Genomic DNA, 17,494 nt, shown 5'->3' on the forward strand with positions numbered 1-17,494 from the left:
CTGGCCGGCCGCACCGTCGAGCAGAACGGCATCCTGGTTGCCTCGACCTCGGTCAACACCCGCGGCACCATCCATCTGCTCAATTCCGCGACCGACAAGGCCGGCAGCGTCACGCTCGGCGCCGGCAGCCTCACCACCATCATCCCCGAGCTGGAGAGCAAGGAGACGGCGCTCAACTCGCAGCGTGACGCGCTGATCAAGGCATCGGCCGGCGCCAACGCCCAGCGCAGCCAGTCGGCCAGCGGCGCCTTCGACAACCTGTCGCTGCTTGCCGACCGGCTCGACCAGTCGCGCATCGAGATCGTCAGCGGCGGCAATGTGGTCTTCAAGGGCGGGGCCGCCGGCTCGCTGACCATTGCCCAGGGCGGGCAGACGGCGGTATCGGCGGGGGGACGCATCGTCACCGAGGGCGGCGCCACGATCGACGTGTCGGGCGTGCGCGATGTCGTGCTGGCGATGGCGACCAACAATCTGAAGGTCAACATCCAGGGCAACGAGCTGCGTGACAGCCCGGCCAACCGCGACAAGAACGATCTGAAGAACAAGGATGTGTGGGTCGACATCCGCGACCTGATCTATGTGCCGGCCGGCACCGGTGGCTATGACGCGGACCGCTATTACACGCGCGGTGGCCTGCTCGAGGTCGGCGGCTATCTCACCAACACCGCCCATTCGATCGGCGAATGGTCGACGGTCGGCGGCACGATCACGCTGGCGGCGGCGGAGGTGGTGGCGCAGGCCGGCTCGGTGTTCGACATCTCCGGCGGTTCGCTCAAATATGAAAGCGGGGCGATCCGCACGACGAACTTCCTGGGCCGCGACGGGCGTCTCTACAACATCGACAATGCGCGCGCCGACATGACGTTCTACGGGCTCGGCCAGGGCCATGTGCGCGAGCATGCACGCTGGGGCTTCACCGAGGTGTGGACGGGTCCGTTCGGGAAGGGCCGCGAGCATGTGAGCTGGGAGGCGGGCTACACGATTGGCCGCGACGCCGGCCAGGTGATCCTGTCGACACCGACGGCGGTGTTCGAGGGCAACATTCTCGCCGATGTCGTCACGGGCACGCGCCAGCGGCAGGCACGCCCGGACGGCACCTCGGACGGCTACAAGCTCGGGCAGACGCAGGTGGCCAGGGCGGGTCAGCTCCTCGTCGGCAGCTATGGGGCGCAGGGGCGGCTCGACGCGCACAACTCCGCGATCATCATCGGCGACATCGCCGGCATCACGAAGGGTCTCGACACGAGTGCTGCACTGCCATCCACGCGCAACGGCACCTTGTGGTTCGATGCCGGACATCTCAACGCGCAGAAGCTCGGCGGGCTCGACCTTGCCACGCGCGGCAAGATCAGCATCGAGCGCGACCTCACGCTCGCCGATGGCGGCTCCCTCAACCTCGTCGCGCCTATCGTCGACTTCAAGGCCGGTCTCACGGCGCGTTCGGGCAGCGTCAGCGTCAGCAATATTCTGAAGCCGGATGTTGCATCCTCCAGCCCCATCATTCTGACCACGGGCGGTCTTGCGCAACTGACGCTGCACAGCGGCGCCACCATCGATGTGCGCGGACGTTGGATCAACGCGCTGATCAATCCGAACGAGCTGCCAGGCCAGGCCCTCCTCAATGGCGGCAACGTCACCTTCGGCTCCACGCAGAACGTGACCATTGCCGCGGGCAGCACCATCGATGCGACCTCCGGCGGAGCCATTCTTCCAAATGCCAGGACAATGGGCGGCAAGGGCGGCAACGTCACCCTGATAGCCGACAATTCTTCGCTCGGAACCGCAAGCACCAGCGGGGCGCTGGTCCTCGACGGCACAATCCGTGCCTACGGCGTCAACGGTGGCGGCAAGCTCACCATCGAATCCGGCCGGGCCGTCGTCATCGGCGGCAAGGCCCTCGAAAACAATGGTATGCTTGGCGCCGGAGAGAAGGCGCCGGCCAATCTGACGGCGACGGAAACGTTTGTCGTGCGCGCCGGCGAGATCCTGCCCGCTGACTATCGCTACATGAAGACGTTTGCGCTGCCGGGCGAAGTGCTTGGCGGAGCGCCGATGTTCTCAGGCAGCGCACCGGTCGTGCTTGCGGACAAGTGGACGCCGCCGGCCCCAACCACTTTCAGCTACACGCTGGTGGTGGACGGTGTCCAACACCAGGTCCTTGCATGGGCGCTGCCGACATTCCCGGCGGGAGCAAGGGTCTCGGGCATTATCGGGGCAGGAGATTTCCCGACGACTTTCGTGGTCCCCGGGAATGTGTTTCCTGCCGGTATTCCCATCGTGCCCACGTCGGCCACACTCGCGGCCGGCAACATCGCGCCTGTCGATGCGACCTTTGCAGCCGGCACGCAGATCGTTGCGGGATCGAGGCTGTCGCAGAGCGTCACCGTCAAGCCGCTGCTCAACATCGCATCCGGGCTGCTGCAAACCGGCTTCTCGAATTATGAGGTCAACGGACATCAAGGGCTCGTTGTCGTGCCGGGGGCAAAGCTTGACGTTGCAATGCCGGTCTACCGCTTCACCAAGGACAGCCATTCCATACCGGGCGGCAGCGATCCAACAGCCGGCTTCGAACTGTGGACACCGCCGCTGTTTCTCGAAAATCCGCTGAAGGCGGAGCTGACGCAGAGGCGCGGTGCCGGCGTGACGTTCAGATCCGACTCCAACAAGCTGGGCGGGCCGATCAGCATCGGCACAGGATCCGTCGTCTCGGTCGACCCGGGGCAGTCGATCAATGTTCTCGGCGCGGAAGGAAGCCAGGTCACGGTTGACGGCACGCTCAACGCATGGGGTGGCAAGGTTACGATCGATATCATCCGCGCCGGGGCCGATCTCGGAAACGGCGCCGCAAGCGCACGCTCGATATGGATCGGCGAGCATGCGGTTCTCGATGTCGCGGGACGGGCCGCAACCGCTGTCGATTTTCGCGGGCGTCGTTATGGCGTTGCCGCAAAGGGAGGCACGATCAGCATCGGTGGAGGGCTCGACTGGGAGGAGAAAGGCGAAGCCTTTGCTGCAGATACCTTTGTCGTGATCCGTGCGGGTGCTGTGCTGGATGCCTCCGGCACAAGCGCGGTGTTCGACCTGCCGGGAAGTGGCCGCGATCTCTATCGTGCGACAGTCGCCAGCGATGGCGGTTCGATCATCCTCAAATCGAACAACGGTCTCTATCTCGACGGTAGCCTGCGCGCGCGGGCGGGCGGCACGGGAGCGGCCGGCGGAACGCTCGCACTTGCCCTGGAAACGCCGAACTATCTGCTTTCGGGAGGTGTGGATAATGCGGTCCGCAAACCGCGCGAGTTCATTCTTGCCCAGGCGCATGGCGGCAGTCGTCTGGACGTCGCGCTGCAGCCCGGCGAAAACAACCAGACGCTGACCTACGGCTCGGCGCGACTGGGTGTCGACAAGATCGCGGCGGGCGGGTTCGACAACCTGTCGGTTCTGGTCAACGGCCTGTTGAGCTTCGACGGCGACACGTCGCTGCGCATGGGGCAAAGCCTGCGGTTCTATGCCGGCGCATACGGCCTGTCGCAGAATTCTGCGGCAAACAGCCGGGTCGATCTTGCAGCGCCCTATCTGCGTATGGCGGGCGCGACGCGGGCCGCACGTGATTTTCACATCATGCCAACCGTCATGACGATATCGAACGGCTTGTCGAAACAGAGCGACAACGCTTCTCTCTCGATGACTGCGGAAATGGTCGACATTCGCGACGACGTCGGCTTCGGCGCAAGTGCCACGATCGCGCAAGCCAGCGGGTCTGCGATTGTCGTCGACCGTCGCGGTTTTGCGACGATCGATCTTTTGAGCCATGGCGATTTGCGGTTCCTCAAGAACACAACGCTGAACAGGGTCGGCGGCAGCGACGCGGAGTTCTCCGGGCCGAAGGACCTGACCATAACCGCCGGGCAGATCTATCCGGCTACGGAAGTCAAGGCCGAAATCAAGGCCGGCAAGGTCTTGACTGTCCGGAAGGCCGAGGGAGCAACACCCGACGCGCCCTGGTCGGTATTCGGCAAGCTTTATCTCGATGCCCCGGTCATCAATCAGGGTGGTGTGATCCGCGCGCCCGGCGGCGCGCTCGAGATCGGGCGTACCGGCAACATCACGACGCTGCTGCCAGGCAGCGTCACGTCGATATCCATGGCCGGCGTGCTGATGCCCTACGGTGGCACGGTCGACGGTCTCATCTACAAGTACAACGGCCAGGACGTGACCTTTGCGGGTCTGGTTACGGACGATGTCCAGACACGCGCGACCAAAGGCATCAGCATCGGTGGCGCGAGGATCGCGGTCGAAGCCGGGGCAGTACTCGATCTCTCCGGCGGCGGTGACATTCTCGGTGCCGGCTTCGTCAGCGGACGTGGCGGCTCTGTTGACGTGCTGCGCCATGCGCTGGCCGACTCTAACCCCAGTTTGGCCTACAGCGCGTCGGGCAACACGGTCTATGCCATTGTCCCGAGCTTCAAAGGCAGTTACGCGCCGGCTACACTTGATGCCGCGAATCCGGCCATCGGTCAGCAGATCACCATCCCTGCAGGTGTCCCGGGGCTTGCCGCCGGCACCTATACGCTGCTGCCTTCCACCTACGCCCTCTTGCCTGGCGCTTTCCGCGTCGAAGTCGGCCGCAGCAATGCTTCATTGATGCCGACCACCGCGGAGCTCGGCAACGGATCCTATCTTGCCAACGGGCACATGGGTGTTGCCAATACGGCCATTCAATCCGGGCTGCCGGCACAACTCATCCTGACGCCCGCCACGGCGGTGCGTACGTATTCGAATTACAACGAGACCAGCTATGCCGCATTCGGCATCGCGCGGGCGCGGGATCTCGGTTGGGCGCGGCCGTGGACCGCGGCGGATGCAGGAAATCTCAGCTTCCTCTTCAATCTGGACGATGCCAACCCCGGCAGCGCGCTCCGCTTCGACGGCAAGGTGTTGCAGGCGGGCGCCAACGGCGGTTTCGCCGGCCAGGTTTCCGTGCGCGCGCGAGCGGATGGCGGCAAGATCGAGATCACGGCGCCCAGCTCAGCGCGTCAGGCGGGTTATGTTTCGATCAGCGCGGGTGAACTCAATGATATCGGGGCGTCCCGCCTCGTGATCGGCGGCTCGCTTTGGCAAAGGAACGGTGACTTCGGTCGCGGCCCGTATCCGGGCTCGGTGATCTCCGTCGAATCGCGTGGCGGCGAACTGGTCGTGCGCCGCGGCGCGGTGCTATCCGTGGCCGACGTTCTGCTCGTTTCGGGATATCGCCAGTCGGATATCGTGGTCGAAGCCGGAGCGTCGATCGACACGATCGGAAAGGGGGCGTCGCCCTACGATTCTTCAGCGGGCTACCTGTTCGATCCTGTAGCAGCAAGCGTGGTCGCTGTGTCGAACGGATGGCTCGAGTTCCTGCCGCCGCAAAGCGGCGCTGGCGGCCTCTTTGGTGGCGGCAATGTCAGGATCGGCACGTGCGCAGGGTCGATCTGTAGCGGCGAGACGGGCCTCTACTCGCAAGGCACCATCGCGTTTTCCTCGCAGCAGACGATCAGCCTCGCCGATTCCGTTCGCTACGGCACCAAAAATCTCGTGCTTGGCGTATCGACCGTCAACATCGGCAGCGAAGCGTCGCTTGCGGATGCCGCCAGCCGCAATGTTCTGGCGCCCGGCCTGTCGTTCAATCAAAGCATTCTGGAGCGTCTGCTTGCCGGTAACCGGGGCGTGGGCATTCCCAAGCTCGAAAGCCTCGTCCTGACCGCGCGTCAATCGGTCAATTTCTACGGAACGGTCAATCTCAGCACCGTCGATCCGGCGACCGGGCAGTCCAGCCTGAAGCAACTGGTGCTCAGCACGCCCGCCATCTATGGCTACGGCAATGCCGGCGACGTCGCGAGCCTGACCACTGGCAACCTTGTCTGGACCGGCATCAGCTCCGGAAGTTATGAAACCGGCAGCCTGCCATCGAGCGTACCGCCAGGAGCCGTCATTCCGGGTGGTGCGGGAACCGGCCGGGGCACGTTGAATATCGTCGCCGATTCAATCGAGCTCGGCTATGCCGACCGCGTGCGTGCCGATAACCAGGTCACGGTCGATCGTTTGCTTCTGGGTTTCGGTACCGCCAACCTCAATGCCGCGAAGCGCATCGGCGGCAACGCCAAGGGCACTCTCTCTGTCTACGAGACACAAGGCACCTATGTCGCTGGCAAGGGCTACAGCTACACTGGTGGCCATCTCAATCTGGTCACGCCGCTGCTGACGGGCGGAGCCGGCTCCGTGACCTCCATAACCGTCGGCGGCATGTTCAACATCTCCGCGCCGCAGGGCGAGCTTTCGAAATCGAGCGGCGACGCACTGGGCGCGACGCTCAATCTCAAGGGCAAGGCCATCAATGTCGCCGGTGCCGTGGTATTGCCGAGCGGCAAGCTCAGCCTGTCGGCTTTCGGCGACGTCACCCTCACGGACAATGCGCGCATCGACATGTCTGGCCGCGCGATCAAGATGTTCGATGTCACCAAATATAGTTGGGGCGGTGACGTCTCGATCGAGAGCGATCAAGGCAATGTGACGCAAGCGACGGGATCCGTGATCGATCTGTCGGCGCTGAACAATCAGGCCGGCAAGCTGACCGTCATCGCGCTCGGCGGCAGCGCGGGTCATATCGATCTTGCTGGTTCGATCCGAGGGACGGCGTCCGGCCGGTACGACGTCGGGGCCGGCGTGCTTACGGATTATCCGTCGGGCCGGGTGGACACACGCGGCCAGACAATCACGGACTTCGCCGGTCTCAATCAACGTCTCGGCGCTGGTGGGCTGTTCGGCGAACGCTCGTTCCAGATCAAACAGGGTGACCTCGTCGTCGGCGATGACTTGAAGGCCAACACGGTCAATCTGTCGATCGATGGCGGACGCCTGACAGTAACGGGCCATGTCGACGCCAGCGGCGAACGCGTCGGCGCCATCCGCCTCGCTGCGCGCGACGGCGTGACGCTCGGCTCCAGTGCCGTGCTTGACACCCATGGCACGGTGTTGCGCGTCGACAGCGACGGCAAGGCGATCGACGCGCCGAACCGCGCGACGGTGGAACTGACCAGCAGTCAGGGTACGATCGCGTTGCAACCGGGCGCGGCCATCGATCTGCGCGCGGCTGACGGTATCGCGCGGGGTACGCTGACGCTCAATGCCTCGCGACGCGGCGGCACGGGCACTCCGGCTGGCGCGAGGGGCATCGACGGCGCCAATGACATCGCCATCGATGCCGTCGGTCCGCTCGCCATTCGCGGTGCCAGGAGCATCGTCGTCAACGGCTTCCGCCGCTACACCGACGCGCCGCTGGCCACCGAAACGGACGTCAACGGCCGCTACAGCCAGGTCATCACCCAGGACTATCTCGATGACATCCACGCCGACAGCGAGGCTTTCATCACAGCTGCTTCGAGCAATGCGTCGCTGCGGTCGCGCCTGAGCGGATTGAGCAGCTACCGGGATGCGTTCCATCTGCGGCCGGGTGTGGAGATCGCTGGCGACACGGCCGATCGCGACCTGCGGATCGGCGGCGATCTCGATCTGTCGGGTTATCGCTATGACAGCCTCAATCCGCACTTCGCGCGGACCAGCATCTACGGTTCCGGCGAACCGGGCTCCCTCGTCATTCGCGCCGGCAGCAATCTCGACATCTACGGCAGCATCAATGACGGCTTCGCGCCGGTCGACACGCCGGACGGCAATGGCTGGGTCCTGAAGAGCGGAGTGGAGGATTACGCATCTCCCACCGTTCTGCCGACGGCCGTAACGCTGAAGGGCAGCGCGAGCGGCGCGACGACGAGTATCGCCCTCTGGGGGCAGCGCAGCCTCAACTATGACATTCCCATTCGCGCGACGACCGTGAGGACAGGCATTGTCCTTCCGATGGATGTCGCCATTGCCGCCGCGATCAACCTGCCTGTGGGAACGGTGTTGCGGGCGCCCGTCATCCTTCCCGACGGCACGGTCTTGAATGCTGGAACGATCCTCAACAGCACTACCGCGCTGCCCGCAGGTACGCGCCTTGCCGCCGGCAACCTGGTTCCGACATCGGTCGGCGAGGCGTTCGGTGTGCAGGCGATGACCGTGCCGGCGGGCACGCCGCTTAATGTCTTCGCGGCCATGATCCTTTATCTCAGTACCAATCTGACGCTGAAGGCCGGCTCCTTCATACCATCGAACAGCAATGTCCTGTTTGCGTCGGGGCCCGAGGTCGATCTGCGGCCCACGGGACCGGACGGCAAGCAGGGCAAGAGCTATGTGGTGGCGCCAATGTTGGCGCCGGGCTCATTGTCCTGGGATATCGGCCTTGTCGCCGGGGGTGATCTCGCCGCCGCCGATAGCCGCATGCTGCGTACCAAGTCTGATCTGGGCGGTCGTGGAAACATGACTTTGTCGGATCGGCACTATATGCCCGACATCACATCCGGCACCTATCTGGCCCCGATGATCACCAGTGTGATCCGCACTGGCACCGGTGATCTCAGCCTTCTGGCTGGAGGGAACTACAACCAGATATCGCTCTACGGTATCTATACCGCCGGCACGCAGTCCATGCCGATCCTCGATAAGAGCGGCGCCAACCCCTACAACCTGCCACGCGGGAAATGGGACCCAGACGCGGACTGGTCGGGCGTCAGTCCGGTGCTCGGTCCGTATTTCGGCAGCTATTCGCCCGACTACGAAGCGCTGGTCACGGGCGACAATTATCAAGCCTGGTATCCCGAGCACGGCGGCAATCTTCTCATTGCCGCGCAGGGCAATCTGGTCGGCGTCATCCAGAACGGCACCAACCCTCCGTCTTCAAATCTCAGCAGTCTGGCCGGCAACTGGCTGTGGCGCCAGGGCAGCGAGGAGGGCGGACAGAAGACAGCCTGGTGGATCAACTTCGGCACCTATGCTTCGCCCTACTACACGTATATGGGTGACTTCATTCCCCAGATGCCGGCGTTCTCGGGCTTCGGCGCGTTGGGTGGCGGCAATGTCGCGGTCAGGGCCGGCGGCGATGCCGGCGTCCAATCGGGGCGTGGCGGTTCGACTTTCCGAAGCAGCCAGGGCTTGAATATCGCCGTCGGTTCGACCGGCCGCGTGCTGGCCGACGGCAGTATCATGCGCACGGGCGGCGGCGACATTTCCGTCGATGTGGGTGGGGCGATCAACCCGCTGCATCCAAGGGAGAATGCGAGCGGCACCACCGGTCTTCAGAACGATCTTAACGGTGCTCTCGTCAACCTGCGCGGCGCGGTCGACGTTCGCGCCGGATCAATGGGCCGTATCGACCTCACATATGGTGTAACCGGCGCTACGGATCCGCGCGCGCCGGATGCTTTCTCTGCCAACAAGGGCGTGTCGAACGGCGGCATGGTGCTGGTACTGGGCGATGCAGCCACCCGCTTAGCCGCGCGCGGTGACCTTGTGCTCGGCGGCGTAGTTGATGCCGGGCTGGGACCTCAGGTCATGAACACGCCGTATACAAAGGACGGGGTGTCCTATGACGGCGGTGGCTACACCGCCTTCTCCCTATGGACGTCCGCTACTGGGTTCGACCTGTTCTCCGCGGGTGGCAACCTGACGCCCCTTGCGCGCAGAACCGCGACAGGAAATGCCTTCTCGAACGATCAGGGCTCCAGTTCGCTGCTTCCCGCGCGGATGCGTGTCGTGGCGGCGACGGGCAGTATCTATCTCGACGACGGCGGATCTCTCGTTCCATCTCAAACGGCACAGGTTGAGTTCCTTGCCGGACAGTCGATATACGGCAATGGCGCCGGGATTCATCCAAGCGCGGCTGGTCCGGATGGTATGACCAGCCCGCAAAAGCCTTACTTTTATGCCGGCTGGAAAAATGAAGCTGAGGATACTGCCTATAAATCGCCAAACGAAGGCGGGATCGGAAACCTGCGTGGAAATGACCGCGATCCCTTGCGTTTCTATGCGATCAAAGGCGATCTCGTCGGCTTGACGACGGGGCAGTTCGTTCCCGCGGGGTTTTATCCGGCCCGTTACTACGCGGCCAAGCCAGTCTCGATGCGGGCTGGCCGCGACATCGTGAGTGCCGGCGGGTTCTTCCTGCACGACAACATCGACGAAATCTCCATGGTCTCCGCGGGACGCGACATCATCCATGCCAGTTTCCAGGTCGCGGGTCCCGGCCAGCTTCACGTCGCGGCGGGGCGCAACATCTACCAGGCGGACAAGGGCCAGATCATATCGCTGGGCGCTGTCGTTCCGGGCGACAGCCGTCCCGGCGTGAGCGTCCTGATGCAGGCGGGTGTTGGGGCAAACAAGCCTGACTATAAGAAGCTCGTCGCGCTTTACCTCGACCCGGCCAACCTGGCAGTGGCGGGCGTGCCGCTCGCCGATCAGCCTGGCAAGGTCGCCAAGACCTACGGCAAGGAACTGGCCGCTTGGCTCAAGGAGCGCTATGGCTTTACGGGAGCCAGCGATGAGGAGCGTCGCGGCTATTTCGATGCGCTCGCCGCGGAGCAGCAATACGTCTTCTCGCGCATGGTGTACTTTGCCGAACTGCGCGAGAGCGGCCGCGAATACAATGATGCATCGAGTTCGCGGCACGGCTCCTATCTGCGCGGCCGTGTCGCCATCAATGCGCTGTTCCCCGAGAAGGATGCAGGCGGAAACAGGATCGTGCGCGCCGGCGACATCACAATGTTCGGCGACACGGGTGTGAAAACCCTGTTTGGTGGCGACATTCAGATGATCGCGCCGGGCGGGCAGATCGTGGTCGGCGTCGAAGGCCAGGTCCCGTCGTCGACCGCAGGCGTCGTCACGCAGGGAGCGGGCGATATCGCCATGTACTCCCAGGGCTCGGTCCTGCTCGGCTTGTCGCGCATCATGACGACCATGGGCGGAAACATCGTCGCCTGGTCGGCCGAGGGAGACATCAATGCCGGGCGTGGCGCCAAGACGACCGTGGTCTATGCCCCGCCGCGGCGGGTCTACGATAACTACGGCCATGTCACCGTCTCTCCGGGCATCCCGTCGTCGGGCGCGGGTATTTCCGCCTGCAGTACGATCGGCGGAATTGCCTGCGGCGATGTCGACCTGATCGCACCGCTCGGCACGATCGACATCGGCGAGGCAGGTGTGCGCGGCCTTGGAGTGAACGTCGCGGCGCTGCATGTCGTCAATGCCGCCAACATCTCGGCGCAGGGCAGCGTCACCGGCGTGCCGACGATCCAGGCCCCCAATATCGGCGGCCAGACGGAGGCTTCCAACACCGCCGGCGCGGCGTCTAAGGCGGCGGCCAATCCGGCCCAATCCGGAGCCAACGAGCAGCCGTCGATCATCATCGTCGAGGTGCTCAGCTTCGGCGGCGGGGAGGGAAAAGACGTGCAGCCTGCCAACCCACAAAAGCGAAGCCGTCAGAGACAAAGCAGTAACACCAATTACGAGCCCACCGGCATGGTCCGTGTCCTTGGCGACGGCGCTGTCACAGCCGAGGGGATGACACAGTTGACACAGGAGGAGCGCACTACGTTGGCCAGCCAGAAGGACTCGCCGGGCTCGCCCTGAGCAGCGGCGCAGAAGATCGTCTGGTCTGTCGGCGCCGTCGCGACCTCACACCGACGCCTGTGCTGCGGCACCATCAAAGACGACAGTGCGAGCTACGCTCGCCGCGCTTGTCAAACGCGGCCACAAGTTGTCTGAGAACGCGAGTCTCACGCCCTTCCGTGCGCCGGCGCAGCCTCAGCTCCGATCCTCTATGATGGACTCGACAAAGCTGTTGCAGCCGCGCTTGATGCGCTACCGAACTGCAGCGCGCGACGGTGTGAATTGAGTTCGGCGTCGCATGGAGGAACACGCGAAGCATCAACGACGGTAACATGGAATTCCTCGGCCGTGCCGCCACCCGCATAACTCGCTGGCGGCTTTATCTATCCGGAGTAGAGTTTGGCCGCGACGTCCGCGTGACAGGGGTCGCGAAGCGTAGCGGGTTGGCCATAGTTCCCACCTTGCCGTCCTCCGCCGGTAAAGCCTAGTTTGCGTCTTTGAAAATTTTCGTCGAATAGCGAGCATTTGGACCGAGTTTATGCCCTTTCGCACGGTTACTCAGTCCATTCGCATTGCGGCCGAACCTCGACAGATATGGGCAGCCGTCATAAGCCCCGATGCGGGCGCGAATTGGCGCAACGCTGACTTCAAAACCGATTGGCGAGTGGGCGACGCAATAGAGATCGAAGCTTTCATCGGGACAAAGCGCTACCGCGACAAAGGGCAAGTCGTGCAAGTTCAGCCCCACTCGATGCTCCAATACACCTATTGGTCAAGCGTTTCCGGTCTGCCGGAAATTCCTCAATCCTATTCGACCATCACCATGATGCTCGATCCCTGCAGCGTCGACACGGACCTGACGGTCGAACAACAGGTGCCGCCTTCCCCCGTGCGTCGCGGCAAAGGGTGGGAGATCGGCGAGGACTCTGGATGGAGACACGTGGATTTCTACTGGCGAACGACGCTCCCGATCCTGAAGCGGTTCGTGGAGCAAGAGCAGAAAAGAAATCGGCCAGGATAGATGGCATTGCTGATGCGGCGGAGAGTTGGCGATCCTCCCGATGCCGATGCGATCGATATCCAGAAGATCCCTCAGGACCGGCTTCCACGACGTTGCCTGTCGCGCTTTGCCGTTGCCGGTAATGGGTGTCGTGGCGGAGGAGCGTGCCATCACCGCCTCCTCCGCTCTGCCAAAAATTGCTCACGCGTTCGATGTCATCACCTTCTGCGCGATTTTCCAGCTCCCGTTCACCTTCAGGCACGACAGCAGATCCGTGAAGGAACGCGGCGGAACGCGCAGCTTCAATTTCACGAGCGCGAGATCGCGTTCAGCGTCGATCGACAGGATCTGGTCCTCGCGCTCGAAGCCCTGCTGCTTCGGGGCTTGCGCGCTACGCACCGCAGCCAGCCACGCCGCAATCGGCGTCACGCTCACATTGCCGTCATCGGCGACCTTCGTCACGGAACTCGACGGGTCGAAAATCAAGGCGAATTTTTCTGCATCCATCTCATAGGCGGCATCGAGATATATCTGCGCGAGCGCGCGCAGAGCTGACACGTCCGTATCCTGCAAAACCGGCATTTCGTTCCCTATCGATTGACTGTTCACACCGAGCATCAACCTGCCGGACAAATCGCGGCGGCCATCTCGTTGCCTCAACCTATGGCAAGGTCGATCATGAGTGTATCCGCATTGCATTGCATGGTTTTATGACTCATATTCATGATCGATGACCAGCCAGCTCGACGAACTTGCAACATTGGCGATCGTTGCCGCGGAGCGGAGCTTCACACGAGCCGCAGCAAGGCTGGGGGTGTCGCAATCCGCCCTGAGCCATACGATTAGGAGGCTTGAGCAGCGTCTCGACGTGCAGTTGCTTGCCCGGACGACCAAGAGCGTCGCGCCGACAGCGGCCGGCGCGGCACTCCTGCAAGAGCTGGCGCCGGCTCTCGAGCAGATCAATCGCGCGCTCGACAGCGCGCGCAGCAATCGCCACAAGCCTGCCGGGCGTCTCCGCATCATGATGTCCCGTTCGGCGGCCGAGATGGTGCTGTTGCCGCGGCTCGCTGCCTTCGCGGAAGCCTATCCCGACATCGTGCTGGACGTCGTCACGGCGACAGGCCCCAGCGACCTCGTCGCGGGTGAGTTCGACGCAGGCATCCAGCTCGGCGAGTACATCCAGAAAGACATGGTCGCCGTCCGGGTCACATCCGAATTGCGACTGGCGGTGGTCGGCTCGCCGCTCTATTTCGCCGCGAGGCGGGTTCCGCAGACGCCGAAGGATCTCACCGACCATCGGTGCATCGGCCTTCGGCTTGCGGGCGGGCCGTATCGATGGGAGTTCGAGAAGCGAGGAAAGTCGCTGTCGATAAGCGCGAATGGCCCGCTTCTGGTCGACGACACGCATCTGGTGATCCAGGCAGCGCTTGCCGGCGTCGGACTCGGGCTCGGCTATGAGGAGCAGGTCGCGGACGATATCGCGGCGGGCCGTCTCATCCGCGTGCTGGAAGATTGGACGCCGCCCATTCCGGGCTTCTTCCTGTACTATCCCAGCCGCCAGCATCAGCCGGCCGCACTGGCGGCGCTTGTGAAGGCACTGCGGTTCTCCGGTTCGTAGCGCGTTGCAGCGGACAACAAGCCGGCCTCTCGTTCGCTTCTTTCATCGTGTGGAGACAAACGTCACCGATCTCCGATCGGAGATTGCGTTTGTGCAATGCCTGCAGAATCTGCTTATTGAACAACGAGCGGTCGAACTTATCTAACAAAGTAGTTGTTGCAGGCTCTGGCGGATCGTTACTTAAAGAGCTAGTTGTCGCAGTGTTTCGAGGTGCGTTAGTCTTCCTCATATGTCGGCGGTGGTGGGTCGGATAGGCTGTCTCAGGCTTCAAATCCGGCCAAGGGGGTGAGCAGGCATGGGCATTCTGGACTTCATTTCCAAGCAATTTATCGACGTCATCCAGTGGACTGCCGACGAGCCGGGCGTGCTGGCTTATCGTTTCCCGATGTCCGGCATGGAAATTCAGAACGGCGCTCAGTTGGTGGTGCGTGAGACGCAGCGGGCAGCCTTTTTCAACGAAGGCAAGATCGCCGACGTTTTCGGACCAGGCACCTATACGCTCAATACCGAGACACTGCCGGTGCTGACCTATCTGAAGAACTGGGACAAGTTCTTCGAGTCGCCCTTCAAATCGGACGTCTATTTCTTCGACACGAAGGATCAGATCGATCGCAAATGGGGCACCACACAGCCCCTGACCATCCGTGACAAGGAATATGGGCCGATCCGCATCCGCGCCTTCGGAAATTTCTCCTACGCCATCAGCAACATCGAGGCGTTCTGGACACGCTTGGTCGGTACGGCCGAGCGCTCGACCTCCGAGATGATCGAAGGCCAATTGCGCGGCATCGTGTTGACCGCCATCGCCACGAGGCTGGGCCAGGGTAACGTCGCCTTTCTCGACATGGCGGCCAACCAGGAGGCATTCTCGCAGCAGCTTGCGGAGGCGATCGCCCCTGCGCTCCAGGCCTACGGCATAGAGGTCAAGAGCTTCTACGTCCAAAGCCTGTCGCTGCCCGAGGAGCTTCAGCGCGTTCTGGACAAGGTCAGTTCGATGAACATGCTCGGTGATCTTAATCGCTATGCGCAGTTCCAGACCGCCGAAGCGATCCCGCTCGCGGCGGAGAATCCGGGCGGCCTTGCGGGGGCAGGGGCAGGCCTTGGAGCCGGATTGGCAATCGGGCAGGCCATGGCGCAAGGCTTCGGCACGGCTGCCGCCCCGGCATCCCAGGCCGCACCGGCTCAGCCCGCAGAGGATCCGATCGAGCTTCTCGAGAAGCTGGGTGGCTTGCTGGCCAAGGGAATCCTGACACAGCAGGAATTCGACGCCAAGAAGGCCGAACTGCTGTCGCGGATCAAGTAGCCCGGGGCGGGTTCTGCCTCGGAAGCCTTGTCGGTGCCGGGATCTCCGGTGAAGCCAATCACCAACTCAGGGTACTCATGCGCAAGTTCGACTGCCCGTCCTGCGGTGCGGATGTGATCTTCCGGTCGGCGCAATCGATCTATGCGGTGTGTGCCTATTGTCAGTCCATGGTGGTGCGCACGGATATCGACGTGAAGTCGATCGGGGTGATGGCCGCCTTGCCGGACGACATGAGCCCGCTGCAACTGGGCAGCGGCGGTGATTGGGACGGGCAACCTTTCACGATCATCGGCAGGCTGAAAATCGGCTGGCGTGACGGACTGTGGAACGAATGGCACCTCCTGATGGCGGATGGCCGACGCGGCTGGATCGGCGAGGCACAAGGCTCCTTCTCCATCAGTTTCGAGATGGAGGGAACCTTGCCGCACGACGCCAAGGCGTCCCTAGACAACTGCCTGCCATTGCTGACAGGGGGGAAGGGTACCGATGAGGCGAAACCCGGTTTCTGGGTCGATCTCGGCGGCACCAGGCTGCGCGCGGTGGACATCAAGCTGGCGACCTGCCTGGGGTCGGAGGGCGAACTGCCCTTCGCTGCGCCCAAGGGACGCCGCACGATCGCGATCGACTGCGTAGGCCGGAAAGGTGAGTTCGCCACACTCGACCATGATGGCCACAAGGCCAAAGCCTATCTCGGCCGCTATGTGGAATGGGATGAGTTCCGCTTTACCAACCTGCGGCCTCTGGAGGGATGGTGATGGACGAGCAGCCTTCGATCACGCCGCCCGACCAGCCGGCGCCACGCGCGTCGGGCAGGCCGCGTACCTTCGACTGCCCGAATTGCGGGGGTGCGGTCACGCTGCGTGCGGTTGGCCTGTCTATCACCGCCACCTGCAGCCAATGTTCGTCCGTGATCGACGTCGCCGACAAGAACCTGCGCATCATCGAGGCCGCGCATGTAGCGATGCGGCATTCCGAGATTCCGATCGGTGCGCGTGCCCGGCTCAAGGACATCGAATGGGAAGTCGTCGGCTTCATGCGACGCAGCGACGGGCTGTTCTGGTGGACTGAGTACCTGCTGTTCAATCCCTACCAAGGCTATCGTTTCCTGACCGAGGAATACGACCACTGGACCCTGGTGAAGACTCTCAACCGCGACGTGCAGGGTGCAGGCAGTCAGGGCTGGGTCGAGGCAATGGGGCGCAGCTACCAGTACTTCGGGAGCGGCAACGCGCGCACCAGTTATGTTGCCGGCGAGTTCTACTGGCGAGCATCGACCTCAGACGTGACCGCCGTAACCGACTATATCGCGCCACCCTACCGGCTTATGGTGGAGCGCAATGACGAAGAAATCATCGTCTCCGAGGGCGAATATCTCGACGCGCGCCTCGTCGCGACCGCGTTCAAGCTACCCTTGCCCGTGCCTTCATCCTTCTCCGCGGGCATCAGCCAGGTCAATCCGCACAAGCCACGCCTGGCCATCCTCGTCGCTGCAGTCATTGCCGCCACGGTGTCGCAGTTCGTCTCGGCGGCGATGTCGGCCAACACGATCGTCAATTCACAGACTTACAATCTGACCGCCGCCGACAAGGGCAAGACCTTGTCCTCCGCACCGTTTCGTCTGGAGAGCCCGGGCAATGTCGAAATCGTCAGCAACTCGATCCTTGAGAACGACTGGCTCGAGCTCGATATGGTACTCGTCAATGTCGACACCGACGAGAGCTATGAGCTGTCCCAGGCGCTGGAGCACTACAGCGGCGTTGATTCTGATGGTCCCTGGGACGAAGGCAGCAACAGCAAGAGGTCGCTGTTGCCACCGGTTCCGCCCGGTACCTACAAGCTGCTGTTCGATCCGGACGCAGGGTACTTTTCCAAAGTGCCGACGCCGCCTGCGACCTCGTTGCCGAAACAGTCCGTCTATATCACTCTCCGGCACGCCGTGCCGGTCTGGTCGAACTACCTGATCGCCATAGTCCTGCTGTTGATCTTTCCAGTTATAGGCATGGTCAGGCGGTCGATGTTCGAGAAGTCGCGCTGGGAAAAGGGCGACGCTGCCGATTGATGGGGG

General features: G+C 63.0%; 7 protein-coding genes. 6 read left to right on the forward strand and 1 reads right to left on the reverse strand.

Features of this window, described 5'->3' with window-relative positions; genetic code table 11:
• Positions 1–11,529: filamentous hemagglutinin family protein (locus tag AC3WTO_RS00005; protein ID WP_492558399.1), on the forward strand; the 11,529-nt coding region annotated here is incomplete at its 5' end.
• A gap of 517 nt (positions 11,530–12,046) precedes the next feature.
• The gene (locus tag AC3WTO_RS00010; protein WP_492458638.1) at positions 12,047–12,529 is read left to right on the forward strand and encodes an SRPBCC domain-containing protein; all 483 of its coding nucleotides are present in this window, start codon (positions 12,047–12,049) and stop codon (positions 12,527–12,529) included.
• Between the two features lie 180 nt (positions 12,530–12,709).
• On the opposite strand, the gene AC3WTO_RS00015 is transcribed toward AC3WTO_RS00010, so the two are convergent.
• Positions 12,710–13,126, reverse strand: a complete 417-nt coding sequence (locus AC3WTO_RS00015; RefSeq protein ID WP_492458639.1) for a nuclear transport factor 2 family protein — start codon at positions 13,124–13,126, stop codon at positions 12,710–12,712.
• Positions 13,127–13,238: 112 nt separating this feature from the next.
• Here AC3WTO_RS00015 and AC3WTO_RS00020 point away from each other — a divergent pair, with 112 nt between their 5' ends.
• From AC3WTO_RS00020 to AC3WTO_RS00035, 4 genes are all read left to right on the forward strand, one after another.
• A complete protein-coding gene (locus AC3WTO_RS00020) occupies positions 13,239–14,126 on the forward strand; it encodes a LysR family transcriptional regulator (RefSeq protein WP_492458640.1) in 888 nt (295 codons plus the stop codon).
• A gap of 295 nt (positions 14,127–14,421) precedes the next feature.
• Positions 14,422–15,429 carry an SPFH domain-containing protein gene (locus AC3WTO_RS00025; protein WP_492458641.1) on the forward strand — a complete coding sequence of 336 codons (1,008 nt, stop codon included), beginning with the start codon at positions 14,422–14,424 and terminating at the stop codon, positions 15,427–15,429.
• Positions 15,430–15,506: 77 nt separating this feature from the next.
• On the forward strand, positions 15,507–16,184 hold the full coding sequence (locus AC3WTO_RS00030; protein ID WP_492458642.1) for a DUF4178 domain-containing protein: 678 nt from the start codon (positions 15,507–15,509) through the stop codon (positions 16,182–16,184).
• Complete coding sequence (locus AC3WTO_RS00035) at positions 16,184–17,488, forward strand: DUF4178 domain-containing protein (RefSeq protein ID WP_492458643.1); 1,305 nt, start codon at positions 16,184–16,186, stop codon at positions 17,486–17,488. Before AC3WTO_RS00030 ends, AC3WTO_RS00035 begins: the two co-directional genes overlap by 1 nt.
• Positions 17,489–17,494 lie beyond the last annotated feature (6 nt).

The organism is Mesorhizobium sp. EU05-FHT14A09, assembly GCF_058790995.1.

What these genes read in the sequence shown, in the direction of transcription:
- AC3WTO_RS00025 (WP_492458641.1), top strand. Translation starts at nt 14,422, where the DNA reads ATGGGCATTCTGGACTTCATTTCCAAGCAATTTATCGACGTCATCCAG.
- AC3WTO_RS00010 (WP_492458638.1), top strand. Translation starts at nt 12,047, where the DNA reads ATGCCCTTTCGCACGGTTACTCAGTCCATTCGCATTGCGGCCGAACCT.
- AC3WTO_RS00030 (WP_492458642.1), top strand. Translation starts at nt 15,507, where the DNA reads ATGCGCAAGTTCGACTGCCCGTCCTGCGGTGCGGATGTGATCTTCCGG.
- AC3WTO_RS00035 (WP_492458643.1), top strand. Translation starts at nt 16,184, where the DNA reads ATGGACGAGCAGCCTTCGATCACGCCGCCCGACCAGCCGGCGCCACGC.
- AC3WTO_RS00015 (WP_492458639.1), bottom strand. Translation starts at nt 13,126, where the DNA reads ATGCTCGGTGTGAACAGTCAATCGATAGGGAACGAAATGCCGGTTTTG.
- AC3WTO_RS00020 (WP_492458640.1), top strand. Translation starts at nt 13,239, where the DNA reads ATGACCAGCCAGCTCGACGAACTTGCAACATTGGCGATCGTTGCCGCG.